At 54.5% G+C, this 17,294-nt stretch carries 14 protein-coding genes; 7 read left to right on the forward strand and 7 right to left on the reverse strand.

The genetic code is table 11. The features are described from left to right. Positions 1-102: 102 nt before the first annotated feature. The 5 genes from WKI89_RS11430 to WKI89_RS11450 are packed head-to-tail and all read right to left on the reverse strand — an operon-like array spanning position 103 to position 5,718. A complete protein-coding gene (locus WKI89_RS11430; RefSeq protein ID WP_337869745.1) occupies positions 103-1,581 on the reverse strand; it encodes an O-antigen ligase family protein in 1,479 nt (492 codons plus the stop codon). Next, entirely contained in the window at positions 1,578-2,648 is a 1,071-nt protein-coding gene (locus WKI89_RS11435; RefSeq protein WP_337869746.1) for a hypothetical protein, read from the reverse strand. The genes WKI89_RS11430 and WKI89_RS11435 overlap by 4 nt, the downstream gene beginning before the upstream one ends. Further along, the gene (locus WKI89_RS11440; protein WP_337869747.1) at positions 2,620-3,609 is read right to left on the reverse strand and encodes a glycosyltransferase family 4 protein; all 990 of its coding nucleotides are present in this window, start codon (positions 3,607-3,609) and stop codon (positions 2,620-2,622) included. The genes WKI89_RS11435 and WKI89_RS11440 overlap by 29 nt, the downstream gene beginning before the upstream one ends. Further along, a complete protein-coding gene (gene wzy / locus WKI89_RS11445) occupies positions 3,575-4,882 on the reverse strand; it encodes an O-antigen polysaccharide polymerase Wzy (RefSeq protein ID WP_337869749.1) in 1,308 nt (435 codons plus the stop codon). The genes WKI89_RS11440 and wzy overlap by 35 nt, the downstream gene beginning before the upstream one ends. After that, the gene (locus tag WKI89_RS11450) at positions 4,879-5,718 is read right to left on the reverse strand and encodes a glycosyltransferase family 2 protein (RefSeq protein ID WP_337869751.1); all 840 of its coding nucleotides are present in this window, start codon (positions 5,716-5,718) and stop codon (positions 4,879-4,881) included. The genes wzy and WKI89_RS11450 overlap by 4 nt, the downstream gene beginning before the upstream one ends. Before the next feature lie 131 nt (positions 5,719-5,849). Between WKI89_RS11450 and WKI89_RS11455 the strand changes: the two genes are divergently transcribed. Further along, positions 5,850-6,776 (forward strand): Wzz/FepE/Etk N-terminal domain-containing protein, encoded by a 927-nt coding sequence (locus WKI89_RS11455; RefSeq protein WP_337869753.1) that lies wholly within the window; start codon positions 5,850-5,852, stop codon positions 6,774-6,776. A 42-nt stretch (positions 6,777-6,818) separates the two neighbouring features. Here the strand turns inward: WKI89_RS11455 and WKI89_RS11460 are convergent, their stop codons facing one another. Both WKI89_RS11460 and WKI89_RS11465 read right to left on the reverse strand, forming a co-directional pair. Beyond that, the gene (locus WKI89_RS11460) at positions 6,819-7,760 is read right to left on the reverse strand and encodes a ribose-phosphate pyrophosphokinase (RefSeq protein WP_337869755.1); all 942 of its coding nucleotides are present in this window, start codon (positions 7,758-7,760) and stop codon (positions 6,819-6,821) included. A gap of 65 nt (positions 7,761-7,825) precedes the next feature. Further along, positions 7,826-8,965: a M24 family metallopeptidase gene (locus tag WKI89_RS11465; protein ID WP_337869757.1), complete on the reverse strand. Its 1,140-nt coding sequence runs from the start codon at positions 8,963-8,965 to the stop codon at positions 7,826-7,828. Positions 8,966-9,046: 81 nt separating this feature from the next. Here WKI89_RS11465 and erpA point away from each other — a divergent pair, with 81 nt between their 5' ends. The 6 genes from erpA (at position 9,047) to WKI89_RS11495 (ending at position 17,292) form a co-directional block, all read left to right on the forward strand. Continuing rightward, a complete protein-coding gene (gene erpA, locus WKI89_RS11470) occupies positions 9,047-9,442 on the forward strand; it encodes an iron-sulfur cluster insertion protein ErpA (protein WP_337869788.1) in 396 nt (131 codons plus the stop codon). Positions 9,443-9,774: 332 nt separating this feature from the next. Next, on the forward strand, positions 9,775-11,649 hold the full coding sequence (locus WKI89_RS11475; protein ID WP_337869759.1) for a peptide ABC transporter substrate-binding protein: 1,875 nt from the start codon (positions 9,775-9,777) through the stop codon (positions 11,647-11,649). Positions 11,650-11,832: 183 nt separating this feature from the next. Next, positions 11,833-13,680, forward strand: a complete 1,848-nt coding sequence (locus tag WKI89_RS11480; protein ID WP_337869761.1) for a peptide ABC transporter substrate-binding protein — start codon at positions 11,833-11,835, stop codon at positions 13,678-13,680. 277 nt (positions 13,681-13,957) lie between these two features. Then, positions 13,958-14,968 carry an ABC transporter permease gene (locus WKI89_RS11485; RefSeq protein ID WP_337869762.1) on the forward strand — a complete coding sequence of 337 codons (1,011 nt, stop codon included), beginning with the start codon at positions 13,958-13,960 and terminating at the stop codon, positions 14,966-14,968. An 8-nt stretch (positions 14,969-14,976) separates the two neighbouring features. Then, complete coding sequence (locus WKI89_RS11490; RefSeq protein WP_337869763.1) at positions 14,977-16,194, forward strand: ABC transporter permease; 1,218 nt, start codon at positions 14,977-14,979, stop codon at positions 16,192-16,194. A gap of 111 nt (positions 16,195-16,305) precedes the next feature. Next, positions 16,306-17,292 (forward strand): hypothetical protein, encoded by a 987-nt coding sequence (locus WKI89_RS11495; protein WP_337869764.1) that lies wholly within the window; start codon positions 16,306-16,308, stop codon positions 17,290-17,292. Positions 17,293-17,294 lie beyond the last annotated feature (2 nt).

The following is a 17,294-nucleotide window of genomic DNA, read 5'->3' on the forward strand; positions in this document are numbered from 1 at the left end:
ATGTGCCCCAGCGTTATTAGGCTTGCTATGCAAAGAGCAAAGTAAAGAGTCAGAGCTATGATGGGTGGCGACTCCCAATGGCTGAGAGACTTTGTAAATGACTTAGTCATAATGAACGGAACCAGCTTTCGGCGACAGGGCCAGGTATCCGAGCCCAAACAGAAGAATATAATAAGGCGGATAAAAAGCGAAATAGTCAAAAAAAGAAACGCAGTATAAAGAAAAAAATGCTGCCTGAGCTACGTGTAGCTGTTTCTGGCTTAGGCGGTACTCTACCAAAATGAACCCAGCCAGGAAGATTAATAAACCGAGAATACCGCTGGCTATATATATTTGGAGCCACAAGCTGTGAGTATGCTCGAGCGTTCCTAGCCCGAGATCACTTTGTATATCATGTAGTAACGACCCAATATCCCTGGTGCCAATAAAGCTCAGGCCTATCCGTTCAATTACCGCGACGTATAACGATACCCTCGACTCACGATAGACGTCCTCAAAGGGATTGAGAATCCGAGGTAGTGTAATAGTTGGTTCGGGAGTGGAGCGGAACCCCCAAAATATCACCAACAAGATGATGATGGGGGTCATGTAGCCCACAGACCTTTTCAATGCAGGGTGCCTAATCAGCAGTATCAAAATAAACAGAACCAATCCAGCCAGACTGGCACGGCTACCGGACTGTAGCAGCAAGACAAAGAGCGGAATACAACTCAAGATAACCGTATGCCAAGGTGCTCTATTGAGCAAAGCCACTAACAAAATACAGACCAACGAAGCCAAACCTAAAGCGTTTGGATTGAATGTGAATCCGGCGCTACGTCCACTGTTGAATAGAATTTGCGCTATAGGTGGAGGTTCCAGATAAAAAAGCCTTAAGGCTGATGCTTCGAGTATCGAGGAATTCTTACTTTGCCAGCTATCCCACCCTCCAAGCCATAGCACTGTTCTTTCGCGCCTCTCAAGTTTCACATTAATTGTGCAGGTTGTTTCTTTTGTAGTGACTGTACAAAATGCACTAGGAGTAATAGGACTGCTTTCTCGTACAAATGATACGGGAAGTTTCAGTTCTCGGTTGTTGGTATCTATATGACGCAAACGCATGGAAGCTTTGAGGACACCGGGGCCCACATAACCCAAATCTTTAGTCACAATCGCGTTTGAGCTAAGGGCTTCAAAGGCATTTCTTTTCAAAATACGTGCTTCGGAAGGATATACCGTCCAGGGTTTTATCAAATAGATTTGATCAAAAAAGTTGAGTGTTGAAAAAACCGCGAGAATGGTGCTGCCCAAAAGTATGCCTTTCAGGAGGGCGTTTCTATCATAAACTGTGTAATTGTGGAGCACCACTAGGAGAGAAAAACCAACCACTAAAACGTACACCATCTCGCCAAGGCCAAACCAAGGGTCTCTGCCCAAATTCTCCACAAGGCGAAAAAGAGCAAAAATGGCGGGTAACAGAAGAGGCTCGAGCCTCGAAGTAGCCGCTCGAATAAGTGGAACGGCCCTTAGAATAACCAGTACCGACCATAGGTGAGGTAAAAACACACCTATGGTAGTTGCTGTAACCAAGAGCCATCTCATGCCATGTGCTCACTTGAACGAACCAGAAAAGGTAGCAAAGCCAGAAGAGCAAGCAGGACCAAAAAAGAATAGAATCCAAAAAACGAGACCACGAAAAGCCCGATGATGACGATATAATATGACCTCGAGGCCAGATTCGAACCTACCTGCTCACTAAATATAAAGGCTATAAGGTCAAGAGAAAGAATCATAACGGCCAGCAGTAATAAAAGTAAATAAGAGTGAGCATGAAAAAAATAAATGGTCAGAGCCCCTGCTACGAGTAGCAAAATGGGCAAAAGCTGGGTTTTCATATGGATACCCCTTCGCAGATTCAGACGTAAAATGTAAGGCACCATAAATGAAAAGCCCGAACGAATTACTCGCTCCAAGGTCGCGTATATGGATAGTGTGTTTGGTGAAACAAGGCCTATTATTGAGAAAAGCAATGTAGAAGTAGCGAAGGTTCGCACTAAACTAATTGATCCAGAGGCTCCAATGCTGGCAACAACAGGCCAGACAGGGGCTCCAGAGCCCTTAGAAATCTTGTTTCGAAAGTACGCGTAAGCAAAGAGGCCGGGTGCCAACAAGCTAACTGTGTATAGGGGCAACAGAAGCTGCTCGAAACCAAAAAAGGTAGCGGCAAGGACACCCAAACGGAAGATAAATGCGGCCAGTGTGAAACGCGTGTAGCTATACTGGCTCAATAGCCAATGAGGCGTAATGGCGTTTCCTACCAGGCACAAAATGAATACAGATAGTAATTGGAGCTCAATGGCTTTTGAAACAAAAACCATTACAAGACCTGTAGCCACACTGAGTAATATTTTTACGACGGCAATTGCATCGTATAGCGGCTTTCCGAAAATATCTACCAAAGCCGAGATTTTACGCTGGTTAAAGTAAAAAATAACTGCAGGTACAGCAAGATAAACCTCTATAAGATAGATGGTCTTGAGCAAATCCAACCCATTTTCCAAGCGCCCGCTTCCAAGCAAGAAATAGAGCAGAGGGCTAAAAGCAAAGTTGGATATCTGAAAAAATAAAATATCAATGTTGCTACGAAGTATTTTTTCGAGCCTTTTCATTCACGGCCTCGAGGATCAGCGCGTCATATTTCCGCGCAACGTTCAGGTTCCAATCTGCATCAAAGGGCTTCCTTGGACAGTTGAGCTTCTTAACTGCCTCCAGTATGGCTTGTGCGACCTCTGTGGGGTCAAAAATGTTTTTGACATAGGCAACCTGTGAATAGTCCACCACCCAGTCCAAATGCCCGCCCGAGGTAGGGCAAACCAGGTAGCAGCCGGATGCTAGTGCTTCTAGAAATGTGATTCCAAAGGGCTCGCCCTCGGCCAGGGAGATGAAGATATCACTCTGGCTCATCTTGGCTAAGGCTTCAGCATTGGGCATGGAGCCGGTAAAAGAGATGCAAGGGTGATCGGCTAACTTCTTCAAGGAATGTTCTTCTGGCCCAGAGCCGACAATTTCAAGATGCAGCCTTGGCTCTTGCTGGACGGCTAGGAGAAACCCGCGGACGACTTGCTCGACCCGCTTTACACCCACCAACCGTCCCACATAGAGAACCCTGATGATCTTGTCCTTGGCCTCTTTACGAGCGAGGCCTGCCTGTAAGATAAAAGGGTTTCCAATAACCCGATGGCTACGGATTCCAAAGAAGGCAGCATTAGCTAAATACGTAAGTTGACTAATAGCTGTAACCCGTGTGGCCCAGCGTGCAAAAATCTTTGTAGCAAGAGCTACTTCGATAAAACCAAACAAGCCAGCGTCATCCAAACGAGGAAAACCGTGCAGCACGTATATTGAGCTACGAGCAAATAAATTGAAGACCCCGAAACCTAATGACGATATAAGCACGACTCCTGGTTGTCTCAACTGATGCAGCATAGCGGGTTTGAGCAGTTCTTGGATTGAATCAACTAACGTACACTCATAACCAAGATGGCTCAGGGCTGATGCCAAGGCTTGGGAGAAGGTTTGAACACCCCCCGTCTTTTTACTGGAGGTGATGATTACTTTGGGTTTTTGCATAAGTCGCTTTTGTGGCCTCAGTAGATTCCTTGAGAAGCTTAATGGCAAGCCAGGCGAGCACATAAAAGGCGATGTATAAGGGTAGCTTTTCTAAAAAGTAACCCACGTTGCTACGGGGTAGGAAAAGAAAGCTGGTAAGCACATTCAGCCAAATAAACCTAAAAAAAAGTGACTGAACCCCTTTGTATTCCATATAGGAAGCCACCAGCGCCACAAGTATACTGCCAATAATCACCCCAAGCCAGCCAAAGTCTATGTATAGCTCATGTAAATAGTTCGATCCCGTGCCAAAAAACACATCTTCTCGCGCTTGATTCTCGTAACTGCTCAGAACTCTATCCAGGGTGGCCACAGCCCCCTCAATGCCCCACACATTCACGCGATAGTTCTCTGGGAGTGGTATTGAAAAGGGAATGGCTTTTAGAACTACGGAAGCGAATACATACGACTGATCACGTTGTATATCGTATCGCTCGTATTTTTCAAGAATAGGTATGGACGAACCATTCATAATGAGAGCCTCAAAACGCTGCGGTGAAGCCATTATGCTGGTATCCCTTGTCAGTGCAGGCAAGATTATGAATAAAGTCAGCACACCAAAAGCCACCGTAGCTTTTGAGGGAGACAATTTATAGTTCAAGCGACTAAAATACAAAGAATATAAGAGCGGTACTAGGGCTAAAAAGATAAAGATCCGGCTGTAAACCAAGGAGATAAGCAGACGTGGAAGTAAAACTATAACTACCAAAAGCAAAATCCACTTGAGTGGAATGTGTTTTAAGTTCACGCTGAGCGCTAAACAAAAAAAGCTTAGCGCTGCATAGAAAAAAAGCTGCTCTAAACTGCTAATAGGCTCGGTGAGCCCATATTGTCCCCCTCGGCGACTCAAAAAAAACTGTACAGCGAGCGTTGCGGTTATTGGGAAAAGTAGCAAGCTAAAATACAGCGCTACCTTGAAAACAGTGCGAGATTCCTTTGGGGATAAATCGGACGATTTCTTTTTCAGCGATTTGCGCCGGGCTAACCCAAAAGGCAAATAACCGATGGTAAAGGCAACGATGCCCATGGAGAGCATGTTTATTTGCCTGGTTAGGTCATATTGGTAGTATCCAGTGTATAGCCCGTACAAAACTGGAATGACTTGAAAGAGGGCTAGCGAATATAGGAAGAGCGAAGGTGTGGATGCTATGCCAAATAGCCTGATGCTTAGTGCCAAGCTAAGCGCAAAGCAGATCAAAAGTGTCAAGCCGAAAACGCTTAGCAACACCGTCATATCTCAACAAGTCCTTTTGTAAAATAACACTTGTAGTGTAGAGACTGCTTCAAGGATTTCACCTTGGTAAAATTATGACCCGCGTAGATCATCAAACTGAGTAAGCTTGAAAAAAAATCGTATTGAAACTCTTCTCGGTATATATTCCATTGCCATCTAATTACCTTGGTTTTTGATGCAGATACACTACGATAAGTCTTGCGATAAAAGGCCAATGGATTTGGGGTCGAGTAGGCTCGAACAGCCTTTTTTATAACCTCGAACCACATGATATAGTCCTCATGTTTAATCTTTTTTTGTAAAAACTTTCCCAGTATTGAGCTTTTGTACATCCCAGTTAGATTTCCAATCGGATTAAAGTGCAGCATGTCTTTCAATTCAATAATGGGCTTGTTATGAACTATCCCATTTACGACTCCCTCCTCGTTCATTACATAGTAGGGAGAGAAAACCACCAAGGAACTGTTTAACCTTGCTATATGTATTTGTTCTCTAAGTTTGTTGGGATGCCAGACATCGTCGGCATCAAGAAAGGCTATCCAATCTCCACTAGCTTGAGAAATGGCTCTATTTCTTGAAAGAGCTACGCCTAGGTTTTCTTTATTCTCTATAATTTCAATTCTGTTTTTAAAGGAAGATGAAGCAAATTCCTCAAGTATGTATCGAGTATTGTCGGTTGACATATCATTAACGATGATTAAGTGCCAGTTTGTATAACTTTGGGAAAATACGGACTCAACTGCCTCCCTAATGTATTTTTCCCCATTGTGCACAGGCATAATTATAGAGATCAGCTTGTTGGTGTCAGGGAAGTTTAGGGATTCCAGAACCTGCATATATTTATAGTAGGTGATTTCGAGATTTAGGCAACGTTACTGTAGAGAAGTTTTGTATTGCTCCTCCCGGAGCCACCGTGGTGAGAGTTATGTTGATGTACCCAACCCAAAAAGGCTGATAATATGATGCAGTGAGACAGCAAGTGCCCGAAACCTCCGACGACATATCTCTACGCGACATCTATCTGGTTCTCAAACGGCGGGTGTGGCAAATACTAGGCCTAGGGGTAGCCTTGGCTTTAGTTACTTTGCTTTGGAGCCTTCTCTGGCCCAAAACCTACACCAGCCAGGTGGTAGTGAGCCTCAGTTTGGCCAACCAGTCCAGCCAGGGCCTCCTCAACAACCTACCCTCCCTACCAGGGCTAGCCCAGGGATTCGTGGACTTGCAAAACACTCGCTTGCTAGCGGAGCAGCTCGAGGTCTCCGACCCCACCCGTTTTTACAGCGCCCGCTTCGATGACAGGCGCGGACTGCTTTTTCTCACTGCGCAGGGCCGCACGTCTGCTGAGGCTGGGGCTCGAGCGGAACGTATCCTTAGTGTGGCCCGTAAGTATCTGGAAGATAGTCTAGTTGAAGGAGCCCGCGCCAATATTCGGGCGGCCCAAACCCAGGCCCAACTCGACCTGCGGGCTGCGCAGGATGGACTCAAGGGCATTCAGACCCAGTTGCGCTTGGCCCCCGACCGTGCTGCCTCCAACGCAACTGTAGCCGCGGGCCTCGAGGCCCGGGGCAACGATCCCCAGGCGGCGCGGGCGGCCAACCCCGCCTACACCAGCCTGAGCCTCGACGAGTCGCGCCTGCGCTCGCAAATTGCCCAGCTCGAGGCCCGCATCGGCACCCTGACCGACTTTTTACAGCAACCCCAAGCAATCGGCCAGTTGGTCAGCCAGGCTCTGCTGGTGCAGGTGCTCGTACCTCCAGCCGAACCGCTTCGCCCTAGCTTTCCAAGGCCCCTGCTGTTCACTGTCATTGCAGGGGTCTTGGGGCTGCTGGTCGGCATATTGTGGGCTTTTATTGCCGAAGCCATCCGGCCTCGCGAGGCCGAGAAGGCTGGGTAGATGAGCTCGAGACCGCAGGTGCGAGCCTGTACCACTGAAGGTTTAGGTAAATAGGCTCGAGACCGACTCCCCCCGGTGAATTCGCCAAATCGCTTCGGCGAACAGCGGCCCCACGCTGAGTTGCTTGATTTTGCTGCTGGGCCGTGCCTTGTAGGTACAGGTGTTGGTGGCGGCCACTTCCACGATGGGGCCTTTCTCGATACGGTCAATGGCCGGCCCCACATATACCCCGTGGGTGAAAGCGGCGTAGACCGCCTGGGCCCCGTTTTGGGTGAGCGACTCGGCGGCCTGTACCAGGGTGCCGGCTGTCGAGACTTCATCGTCTACTACCAGGGCTGTTTTACCGCGCACATCGCCCACCAATCCCCTCGAGGTCACCTCGGTGTCGGAGAGGCGTTGTTTGTCTATGAAGGCGATCGGCAAAGCCAAGCGCCGGGCCAGCGAGCTGGCCCGCTTGATATCGCCGGCGTCGGGAGCTACCACCACGGCGTTCTCGAGCTTGTCCACCTGGGTCGCGAAATAGTTGGCAATCACCGGCTCAGCCGAAAGGTGGTCTACCGGAACCTTGAAGAAGCCGTGTACCTGGGCCGAGTGGAGCGTCATGGTGAGCGCCCGGTCGGCCCCGGCGGCCTGAATCAGATCGGCCACCAGTCGGGCCGCGATGGAGATGCGCGGGGCATCTTTCTTGTCGCTGCGGGCGTAGGCGTAGTAGGGAATCACCGCCGTAACCCGCGCAGCGCTGCTGCTTTTGGCGGCATCTATCATCATTAGCAGTTCCACCAGGTGGTCTTGAACCGGTGGGGTGAGCGACTGGATGATGAATATATCGCCTTCGCGGAGGCTTTGTTCATAGCGCACAAACAAGCAGTCGTTGGCGAAGCGCTCTGTGGTGCTTCTACCCAGGGGAACCCCCAAGTTGTCGGCGATCTCTTGCGCTAAAGGCAGGTTGGACTGCCCACTAAAAACCATCAAGGGTCGTTCCATCGGTTGAAAGCATACAACGCCATAAGCTAGGTACCAAAGGCCAAGATATCCATGCCAAGTACCTTCTACAGACGCTCTATCTCGGTTTGAAGGCGGGTGGTGACCTCGGGGCCGGTTTCGTGCAGGAAGACGTTAATTTCACTGCGGATACCGAATGGGCCGGGATAGACGCCGGGCTCGATGGTAAAGGCCAGGCCGCGAATCAGGGGGCGGGTGTCGTGGGTCTCGAGGTCGTCGAGATGGGTGCCGTTGCCGTGGGTTGCAGTAAAACCCAGGTGGTGGCCGGTGCGGTGCAGTACGTGGGCCCCCATACTGGCCTGCTCGATCACCTGCCGGGCTGCACGGTCGAGTTCGAACCCCCTGGGCTGCCGCCCGGAGGCATAGGCCTGTCGGCAGAACTCGAGCGCGGTGTCCCGCGCAGTGCGCACCACCGTCCAGGCTCGGTGAATTTCATCGGACACATCCCAGCCGGCCATCCAGGTTACGTCGGCATAGGGGCCGCCGGGTTCTTTGCACCACAGGTCAATCAGCATCACCTGGCCCCGCTCGAGCCGGCTTTCCCCCACGGTGTGGTGGGGGTTGGCGGCGTTGGGGCCGTAGGCCACCATGGGAGGGTGGTCGAATATCAGTTCTCTGGAGGCAAACACCTTGCTGATTTCAGCCTGTACCTCGAGCTCGCTGGGGGGGGTGTCGAGCCGGGCCCGTACAAAACCCAGGGCGTGTTCAAGGGCTGCCTCGATCCCTGCGGCTGCGCGCTTGTGAGCGGCCAGGTCGGCGGGCGTCCAGGTTTGGAACTGCAACAGGATTTCCGCCGAAGAGACCACCTCGAGCCCCATACCCCGCAGCAGCTCCAGGGTTCCGGCGTCAATGCGTGAGAGGTAAGGAATGCCCCCGCCGGGGTGATATTCCATAGCAATGCGGCCCAGCGAAGCCACATGGGTTTGCAGGGCCTGGGCGAATTGTTCCCAGCTCGAAAAGACCACCCACCGGCCCGGTAGGTCAGGAAAACTGGTTTTCTCGATGGCATGGACGATAAACACCGGCTCCCCCTGGGCCGGAATTAGATAAGCAAAGCGGCGGCTGAGCATCCGGCCCTGTAGCCCCAGCGCTTCCATTGCCAATACGTTGCTGCCTTGAAAACTGTAGAGTAACCAACCGGGGATGCGGGCTTCTTGCAGGGCTTGCTGAACTTTGGCAATGTCCATGCGTACATACTACCCATGGATGGGGGTGTACCTGCTTACGTTTTGACTTTGTTGCCGTGCTAATCTTGAGGTAGGAGGTTTATAGTGGTTCAGGAACAGACTGCGCTTTCCATTACCCCCTTGGCGGCCGAGCGCGCCAAGGAGATTTTGAATCGGTACAACAAGCCCGATGCGGCCATCCGGGTGTTTATCAAGTCCGGTGGCTGCAGTGGTTATCAGTACGGCATGGCGGTAGATGAACGGGTGCTCGAGGGTGATACCACTGTAGAAATGCTGGGTGTGCGGTTGGTGGTGGATCGGATGTCCTTGCCGTTGCTGGCGGGTTCTCAGGTGGATTGGGTGGAAAACCTGATGGGTGGTGGCTTCAGCGTCAATAATCCCCAGGCCACCTCTTCTTGTGGCTGCGGGCACTCCTTCCGTACCGATGGAGCCAAGGCACCCGATGGCGAAGGCAGCGGTGGTTGCTGCAGCAGCTAATTCACATTGCCAAGCTTTTATTTATCGTGCTCACAGGTAATACATGTCTTGATTGTCACCGGCATAATTTCTAGCGGGCAACTCAAAAAACCTCAACGAATGTAACTTAAACTACAAGTCAATATTCTGATGGGCTCAACCATCCGCCATTTGGTGGATGGTTTTCATTTGTACGGTCGAATTTGCGTCCCGGGCCTAAAAAACACCTCAAGCCATCGGCGGAGGCCACTCATCAACCCTGGTTTGACGGGTGTCCCTGGATGGCTATAATGGTAGCGGCAAAATGCCATTGCAAAAAAGATTCTGCCGCGCAGAATCCCAAAGGAGGCTAGATGAACCGTTGTAGCAAGATTGTTGCACTTGGTCTAACTTTGGTGGCCGGTGCAGCGCTGGCAGGTCCAGCCGACAATAGCCTGGTGATTGGGGCTTCCCAAGAACCGCGGGTGCTGGGAGGTGACTTCCTGAGTGTGATCTCCAACCAGTCCATCAAGGTTGAGATCGAAAACTACCTTTTTGCACCCCTGATCGTACAGAACCTGCGCGCTGAAAACGAGGCGGTGCTGGCCACCGAGGTGCCGACGCTGGCTAACCGTCGCTTGCGGGTGACCGATATCGGCGGGGGCAAGCGCCGCCTGGAGATCGACATCACCCTCAAGCCCAACCTGCGCTGGTCGGATGGTGATCCACTGGACACCGACGACTTCGCCTTCTATTTCGAGGTGGGCAAGGCCAAGGGGATGGCCCTCACCAACCCCGACTACTGGGAGCGGGTCAACCTGCGGGTGCGCGATAAGCAGAACATGACCGTCATCTTTGAGCCGGCTTACTACTACGATACCTATGGCTCGCCCATCGGGTACGCGCCGGTGCACAAGATGGGCCCCGAGTGGGAGAGGGTCAAGGCGGCGGCTGCTGCCCTCAACCCCGACCGTGATGCCCAGCGCCTGAACGAGCTGTACCGCAACTTTTTCCAGCAGTTCAGCTCGAACCAAGCCATCAACGCCGGGCGCATGGTCTACAGCGGCCCCTTCCGGGTGCAGCGCTGGGTTTCCAACAGCTCCATCGAGCTGGCGCGCAACCCCAATTTCAATGCCATCGTGCCCCAGGGCGGTGCCGATAAGTACGTGCAGCGTGTAATCTACCGTATCATCCAGAACACCAACTCGCTCCTGGTGGCCATTCTGGGTGGTGGCATTGACGCGACCTCCACCGTGGGCATCTCGGCCGACCAGGCTAGCAGCAAGCAGCTCACCACCCGCGCCCCCGGTCGCTTCGATATCTGGGCCATCCCGGGTGCCATCTGGGAGCACATTGATATCAACAAGTTCACCAACGTTCAGCGCGTGCGCGACCTGACCCTGGACGATAAGCGCACCCGCCAGGCCCTGTTGCACGCCATCAACCGTGACGCCTGGGTGCAGGCCTTCTTCAACGGGGCCGAGCCGGTTTCGCACACCTGGGTGGCGCCTTCCAACCCGCTCTTTAACCCCAATGTGAAGAAGTACGAGTACAACCCGGCCCGCGCCCGTGAACTGCTGGCCCAGGTGGGCTGGCGTCCCGGTCCCGACGGTATCCTGCAACGGACCGTGGATGGTCGTACGGTGCGCTTTGAGCTGGACTGGGTGACCACGGCCGGTAACGCCATCCGCGAGCGTACCCAGCAGCTCTTTATCGAGCAGTGGCGCCAGGTGGGCATTGCTGTAAAAACCGCCAACGCCCCCAGTGCGGTGGTCTTCGCCGACGACTTTATCCAGCGGGCCGAGGAAGGAAAGTGGGTGTTCTTCATGTTCGCCTGGGTGAGCAGCCTGGCTGAAGATGGTAGCCTCTTCCAGAACAAGAACCTCAACACCGGCGCTGTGCAGATTCCCAGCAAGGACAACAACTACGCGGGACAGAACATCGGCAACTGGCGCAACGACGAGTTCGACCGTCTGACCAGCCAGGGCGTGCTCGAGTTCGACGAAGCCCGCCGCAAGCAGCTCTTTGCCCGTGCGCAGGAGATCTGGGCCGAGGAACTGCCCGCCCTGCCCTTGCGCTTCCGCTCCAACTTCCTGGTAACCCGTACCGGTCTGGTCAACTACGTGGCCTCGACCTACTCGGGCGGCAACGGTTACCCCGGCTGGAACTCCTGGGAGATTGGCTGGGCAAGCCGTGGGGCGGTTAAGCGCCACGACCAAGCCCAGGCCGGCGGTATTGCCATCAAGTAAAATTCACTCAAAGACCGCAAAACCAGGGGACGTCCCCTGGTTTTGCTCTTTATTAAGGCTGCGATCGTAAGCTGAATAGCTAGCTGCATACACGTATAAAGACCGATTGTCAAGTGGGTACACAAATCGTCCAAGGGGCAATACAATCAGGCCCAGCCAAAGACTGGCTAACGAGGAGGAGCGATGAAACGTAAGCTCATTGCGCTGATGGTTCTGGGTGGATTGGCTTTGGCAGGCCCCCAGGATAACAGCCTGATAATCGGGGCAGCTCAGGAGCCCCGCGTACTGGCGGGAGATGTGGTGAATGCCATCTCGAACCAGTCCATCAAGTTCGAGATCGAAAACTTTTTGTTTGCCCCTATTGTGCAGACCAACCGCGACCTGGATGTGATCCCGGTGGTGGTGACGGAGGTTCCGACCGCGCAGAACAACCGCCTGCGCTTTGTTAACGTGCGTCCAGGGGTGCGTCGCCTCGAGCTCGACTACACCATCCGGCCTGATGCGATCTGGTCGGACGGGCGGCCCATCAGCACTGAGGACGTGGCCTTGTACTTCGAGATGGGCAAGACCAGGGGTGTGCCCTCCACCAACGTGGACTTTTTCGACCGAGCTACTTTGCGGGTGCGGGATGCCCGCAACTTTACGGTGAGCCTCGAGCCGGCTTACTTCTACGACCTGGACATCAACCAGGTCTACTACGCCCCCAATCACATCATGCGCTCGGAGTGGGATAGGGCCAAAGCTGCGGCAGCCCAGACCACCGATGCCGCGCGGCAGGCCGAGATTTTCCGCAACTTCTTTACCCAGTTTTCCACCCCGCAGTACCTTAATAGTGGCCGGATGGTTTACTCGGGGCCCTTTACCCTGGTTCGGTGGGTGCCGGGCAGCACGATTGAGATGCAGCGCAACCCGCGCTTCTGGATCAAGCCCCCAGGTGGCGAAGACAAGTATGTGCAGCGGGTTACCTACCGTATCATCCAGAACACCAACTCGCTCCTGGTGGCCATTCTGGGGGGTGGGATTGATGCGGCCTCGAGCGTCTCGATCTCCTTCGACCAGGGTCGCAGCAAGCAGCTCACCAGCCGCGCACCGGGCCGCTTCGAAATCTGGTCGGTGCCCACCCCCTTCTTCGAGCACCTAGAGATCAACCAGTTCACCAACGTGCAGCGGGTCAAAGACCTCCAACTCGACAATGTGAAGACCCGTCAGGCCCTGATTTACGCCATGAACCGCGAGGGCGTCACTCGGGCTTTCTTCGAAGGGCTGTACACGGTTTCGCACACCTGGGTCGCCCCGCAAAACCCCATGTTCAACCCAAATGTGACTAAATACCCCTACAACCCCGACCGCGCTCGCCAACTGCTGGCCGAGTTGGGCTGGCGTCCCGGCCCCGATGGGATCCTGCAACGCACCGTAGATGGCCGCACGGTGCGCTTCGAGATCGAGTGGGCCACCACCGCCGGTAACCAGGTGCGCGAGCGCATCCAGCAGTTTGTGGCCGAGAACTACCGTCAGGTGGGTATTGCGGTTCGCATCAACAACGCGCCCAGCGCAGTTGTACTCGGAGCGCAGTACCGCTCGAGGGCCCAGGAAGGAACCTGGACAGGCTTCCTGCACTTTGCCTTCAGTATGGGCCAGGCCGACGATGGTGTGCGCTCGGCCTGCCGCGACGAGGAGGGTAAGGTGGTCTATGTGCCCACCCGTGAAAACGGCTTCCGCGGCCTCAACTTTGGGGGCTGGTGCAACGAGGAATTCGACCGCTTGCGCAACCAGGCGGTTACCGAGTTCGATGTAAACCGGCGTAAGCAGTTGTTCGCCCGTATGCAGGAAATCTGGGCCAACGAGGTCGCCATGATTCCCATGTACTTCCAGTCCGATGCGCGGGTTTTCCGGGTGGGATTGCTGAACTACGTCTCTTCTACCTTTGCCAACTCGGCCTACCCCACCATCGAGCCCTGGCTGATTGGCTGGCAGTCTCGAGGGGCCCAAAAGGTCTATGACCAGGCCAAATATGGCCAACCCATCAAATAAGTCCACCCACCGGTTTTTCTCCAGCCCCCTCCAGATGGAGGGGGCTTGTGCTACGGCTACCACCAATCATACGCATTTCGGCAGTATCGTTCACTTCGGCAAGCCTAAACGATACTACCGAAATGCTTTTCTACTCCCTTCGGTCGGCTTGAATCCTTCACCGTTGGACGGAGTCACAGGTGAAGGATTCAAGCGGAAACGGTATCAACCATTTGGAGGATAACGGGTATAAAGGCCAGATAGATACAAAAAGGGTCATGGGGCGGTAATATAGGGCGTGTTTGCTTACACGATTCGCCGACTGCTGCAAATGATTCCGTTATTGTTTGCAGCTTCTGTAGTTATTTTCACGCTGCTGGCCTTACAGCCGGGAGACCCACTGGATGAGTTGCGCCAGCAGAACCCACGGATCACTGCCGAGCAGCTCGAGCAGTTGCGTCGTGCCTACGGTCTGGATCAGCCCATTTACGTGCGCTATTTCAAATGGCTGGGGCGGGCCCTTCAGGGCGACTTTGGTCAGTCGCGCACCTACGCCTCGCCGGCTGGACAGATTATTTTTGGTCAGCGTCTGCCGCGCACGCTCGTCCTGTCGGGTGCGGCCCTCACCCTGGCCTTGCTGGTAGCCATTCCGGTGGGTATTTTCTCGGCGGTGAGGCAGTACAGCCGAGCCGACTACATAATCACCTTCTTCTCGTTCGTGGGCTTCTCGATGCCAATTTTCTTCCTGGGCATCTTGCTGCTGTTCATTTTTGCAGTGTGGTTGCCGGAGCGGGTACCGTGGTTCCCCAAGTTCCCGGTGCAGAGCATCTCCGACTTCCAGTGGTCGCAGGTGCTCAACGGCGAGATCACCTTCTTCCAGTTCATCGGCGACTGGGCTTTCAAGCTAGTGCTGCCGGTGCTGGCCCTCTCCACCATCCAGATGGCCTCCTGGACGCGCTACATGCGGGCGAGTTTGCTCGAGGTCTTGAACCAAGACTATGTGCGCACGGCTCGAGCCAAAGGCTTGGGTGAGCGTATCGTGCTCTACAAACACGCCCTGCGCAACGCCCTTATCCCCATCGTGACGCTGGTGGGTTTGGCGATTCCGGGTGTTTTTGGGGGTGCAGTTATCACCGAGACGATCTTCTCGTACCCCGGCATGGGGCGGGCCATTTTCGACTCCCTGGTGGAGAAAGACTACAACGTGGCAATGGCGGCTTTGGCTTTTCTGGCCTTGCTGACGGCTACCTTTAACCTGTTGGCCGACTTGATGTATGCGGTGGTAGACCCCCGCATCCGCTATAGCTAGGGGGCTTTATGGCTGCTGTTGCAACCGCTTCTCAACAAAAATCCCAGTCCACGTGGGCGCTGGCCTGGCGCCGCTTCCGCAAGCACAAGGCCGCAATGTTTTCCCTGGGGGTTGTAATCGCTTTGGTGCTGATGGCGATTTTTGCTCCCTGGATTGCGCCTTACAGTCCCACGGCTCAACCTTCGGGCGAAAACCTGGCCGACTACTACTTCCTGGGTCCCACTCGAGAGCACTGGTTGGGCACCGATGAGCTAGGCCGCGATGTGCTTTCCCGCATCATCTATGGTGCTCGCATATCGCTCTTGGTGGGCTTTGTGGCTGCCTTTGCCGCGGCTTTGCTGGGTACTACCCTGGGGGTTATTGCCGGCTACTTTTCGGGTCGTCCCCTTCGTTTTTACATGGGGCCCCTGGCCAAGGCTGCGGGTGGCTGGAGGCCGTGGCCTTTTGCGGTGTGGAGGGTAGCTTCGTGGGTGCTTCTGTACGGGTTATTGTTCCTGGCCGCCGATCTGGCCTGGGTATTGTCGGGTTCGAACGTCCAGGCGCTGTTTTCGGGTACCCTCACCCTCAACAACGTGCTTTCGCTGCTGGGTTTGGCCCTGGTGTGGGGTGTCGCTCTGTTCATTGCGGGCTGGGGGCTTTTGGGTCAGAGTAAGCTCGACTTGGACGTCGCTATCTCGCGCTTCATGGATTTCATGCTGACCATCCCCGAGCTTCCCCTGCTACTGGTGCTCTCGGCACTCTTGCGGGACACCCAAGGGGTAGTGGGGCAGTGGGCACAGGGTGTGTTTGGGGAGTCGGCCTCGGTCTTTATCATCATCACCATCATCGTCTTGTTTGGCTGGATCGGGACGGGGCGGCTGATCCGGGGCGCGGTATTGAGCCTGCGAGAGCAGGAGTTTACCACGGCGGCCCAGGCCCTGGGGGCTGGGGAAGCCCGCATCATGTTCCGTCACCTGGTACCCAATACCCTGGCGCCGCTGATTGTGAACGCTACCCTGGCAATCGGGGGAGCTATTCTGACCGAAGCGGCGCTTTCGTTCCTGGGGTTTGGGATTCAACCACCCGTAGCAACCTGGGGCAACATGCTCACCAAAGCCCAGGAGTACATCTTCACTGCACCCTGGCTGGCCCTGGCGCCGGGCTTCATGATCTTCCTGACGGTGCTGGCCTTCAACTACCTGGGCGACGGACTACGGGATGCCCTCGACCCGCGCAGCAGGTTGTAAACTGGTGGGTTCTGAATTCGGGAGGCCAGGAGGCCTCGTGGTTAAAGCTATCCGCTGGCTAGGTGTGGATTTCGGCCTGGGTTTGGGTCGGGTGGGCTGTATTGTAGGGGAATGCGTATTGTGTTCTTGGCAAGTTTTTTGGCTTTTTCGCAGCTTGTTTTTGCCCAGGATGGTTCCGAGTTCAGGGTTTCGTGGGACTGCGTGGTTCCAGAAGAAAAGGTGGTCTGCCTGCGGCCCTCCGGGCTTGTGCAGTGGGGGCTGAGCTACTCGATTCAGTCGAGGTCAGGCGATATGGGGCTGGCGCTGGGTGCGCGTCTGCAAGCCCAGACCCGGTGGGAGGGCGTGCGTTACCAGGCCGACCTCGGCCTGTGGTACGAGACATCGGTGCAGTTTGGCGTCCTGGAGGCCTTTGCAGAGATGCATTGGGGGGAGTTTGGGCTAAGCCTGGGCAAGCGCCGCGACTACAGCGGTCCCTGGGACGATACCCTGCTGGGGCGGGACGGACGCTGGGGGGTGTTTACCCGCTACAACCCCACCGAGGCACCCTGGCTGGGTCTCGAGCTGGCCTACTTGCCCAACGCGGGGTGGGCTGGGGGACAGGGTTTTGTGGGGGGAAGGGCGGATATTTTCCAGGTGGGTACATTTGTTGAAGTTGTGCAGGTACCCAATGGTTTGGGAGAACAGGAGCCCTCCATCCGCCTCATTCCCCGCCTGGGTCTGCAAGGTCGGGAAGTGGAGCTCTTTTGGCAGTGGGACCGGGGTTTGTGGAGCACCCTATCCCTGCCGCTCCTCTTGGGCCAGGCGCTGGCTCTGGTGCTGCAGTGCCCTTGCGATGCCGATACCCAAGCTTGGGTGGAGGCCCTGGATAAAAGCCGGGTTGAAGGGCTCTTATGGTGGAACCCTGAATGGGACTACCTGGGCGAGAACAGCCCCTTTCTGCCCGAGGATCGGTTTCAGGCCTGGTTGCAAGAGCCGCGCAAACTGCTGATCGGGGCTGCCTATAGTTGGAATAACCAGTTGCGTCTGGGCGTAGACCTCTCCAGGGCTCCTGTAGAGGCGTTGCGGCTGTATCTTCGGCTTTACTGGCAAGGCCGATAACA

The sequence above is a fragment of the Meiothermus sp. genome, assembly GCF_037443965.1.
Taxonomy (GTDB): Bacteria; Deinococcota; Deinococci; order Deinococcales; family Thermaceae; genus Meiothermus.

Bases quoted from the DNA above. Each gene is read 5' to 3' on its own strand.
- WKI89_RS11430 (WP_337869745.1), bottom strand. From the start codon at position 1,581: ATGAGATGGCTCTTGGTTACAGCAACTACCATAGGTGTGTTTTTACCT.
- WKI89_RS11435 (WP_337869746.1), bottom strand. From the start codon at position 2,648: ATGAAAAGGCTCGAAAAAATACTTCGTAGCAACATTGATATTTTATTT.
- WKI89_RS11440 (WP_337869747.1), bottom strand. From the start codon at position 3,609: ATGCAAAAACCCAAAGTAATCATCACCTCCAGTAAAAAGACGGGGGGT.
- wzy (WP_337869749.1), bottom strand. From the start codon at position 4,882: ATGACGGTGTTGCTAAGCGTTTTCGGCTTGACACTTTTGATCTGCTTT.
- WKI89_RS11450 (WP_337869751.1), bottom strand. From the start codon at position 5,718: ATGCAGGTTCTGGAATCCCTAAACTTCCCTGACACCAACAAGCTGATC.
- WKI89_RS11460 (WP_337869755.1), bottom strand. From the start codon at position 7,760: ATGGAACGACCCTTGATGGTTTTTAGTGGGCAGTCCAACCTGCCTTTA.
- WKI89_RS11465 (WP_337869757.1), bottom strand. From the start codon at position 8,965: ATGGACATTGCCAAAGTTCAGCAAGCCCTGCAAGAAGCCCGCATCCCC.
- WKI89_RS11475 (WP_337869759.1), top strand. From the start codon at position 9,775: ATGAACCGTTGTAGCAAGATTGTTGCACTTGGTCTAACTTTGGTGGCC.
- WKI89_RS11480 (WP_337869761.1), top strand. From the start codon at position 11,833: ATGAAACGTAAGCTCATTGCGCTGATGGTTCTGGGTGGATTGGCTTTG.
- WKI89_RS11490 (WP_337869763.1), top strand. From the start codon at position 14,977: ATGGCTGCTGTTGCAACCGCTTCTCAACAAAAATCCCAGTCCACGTGG.
- WKI89_RS11495 (WP_337869764.1), top strand. From the start codon at position 16,306: ATGCGTATTGTGTTCTTGGCAAGTTTTTTGGCTTTTTCGCAGCTTGTT.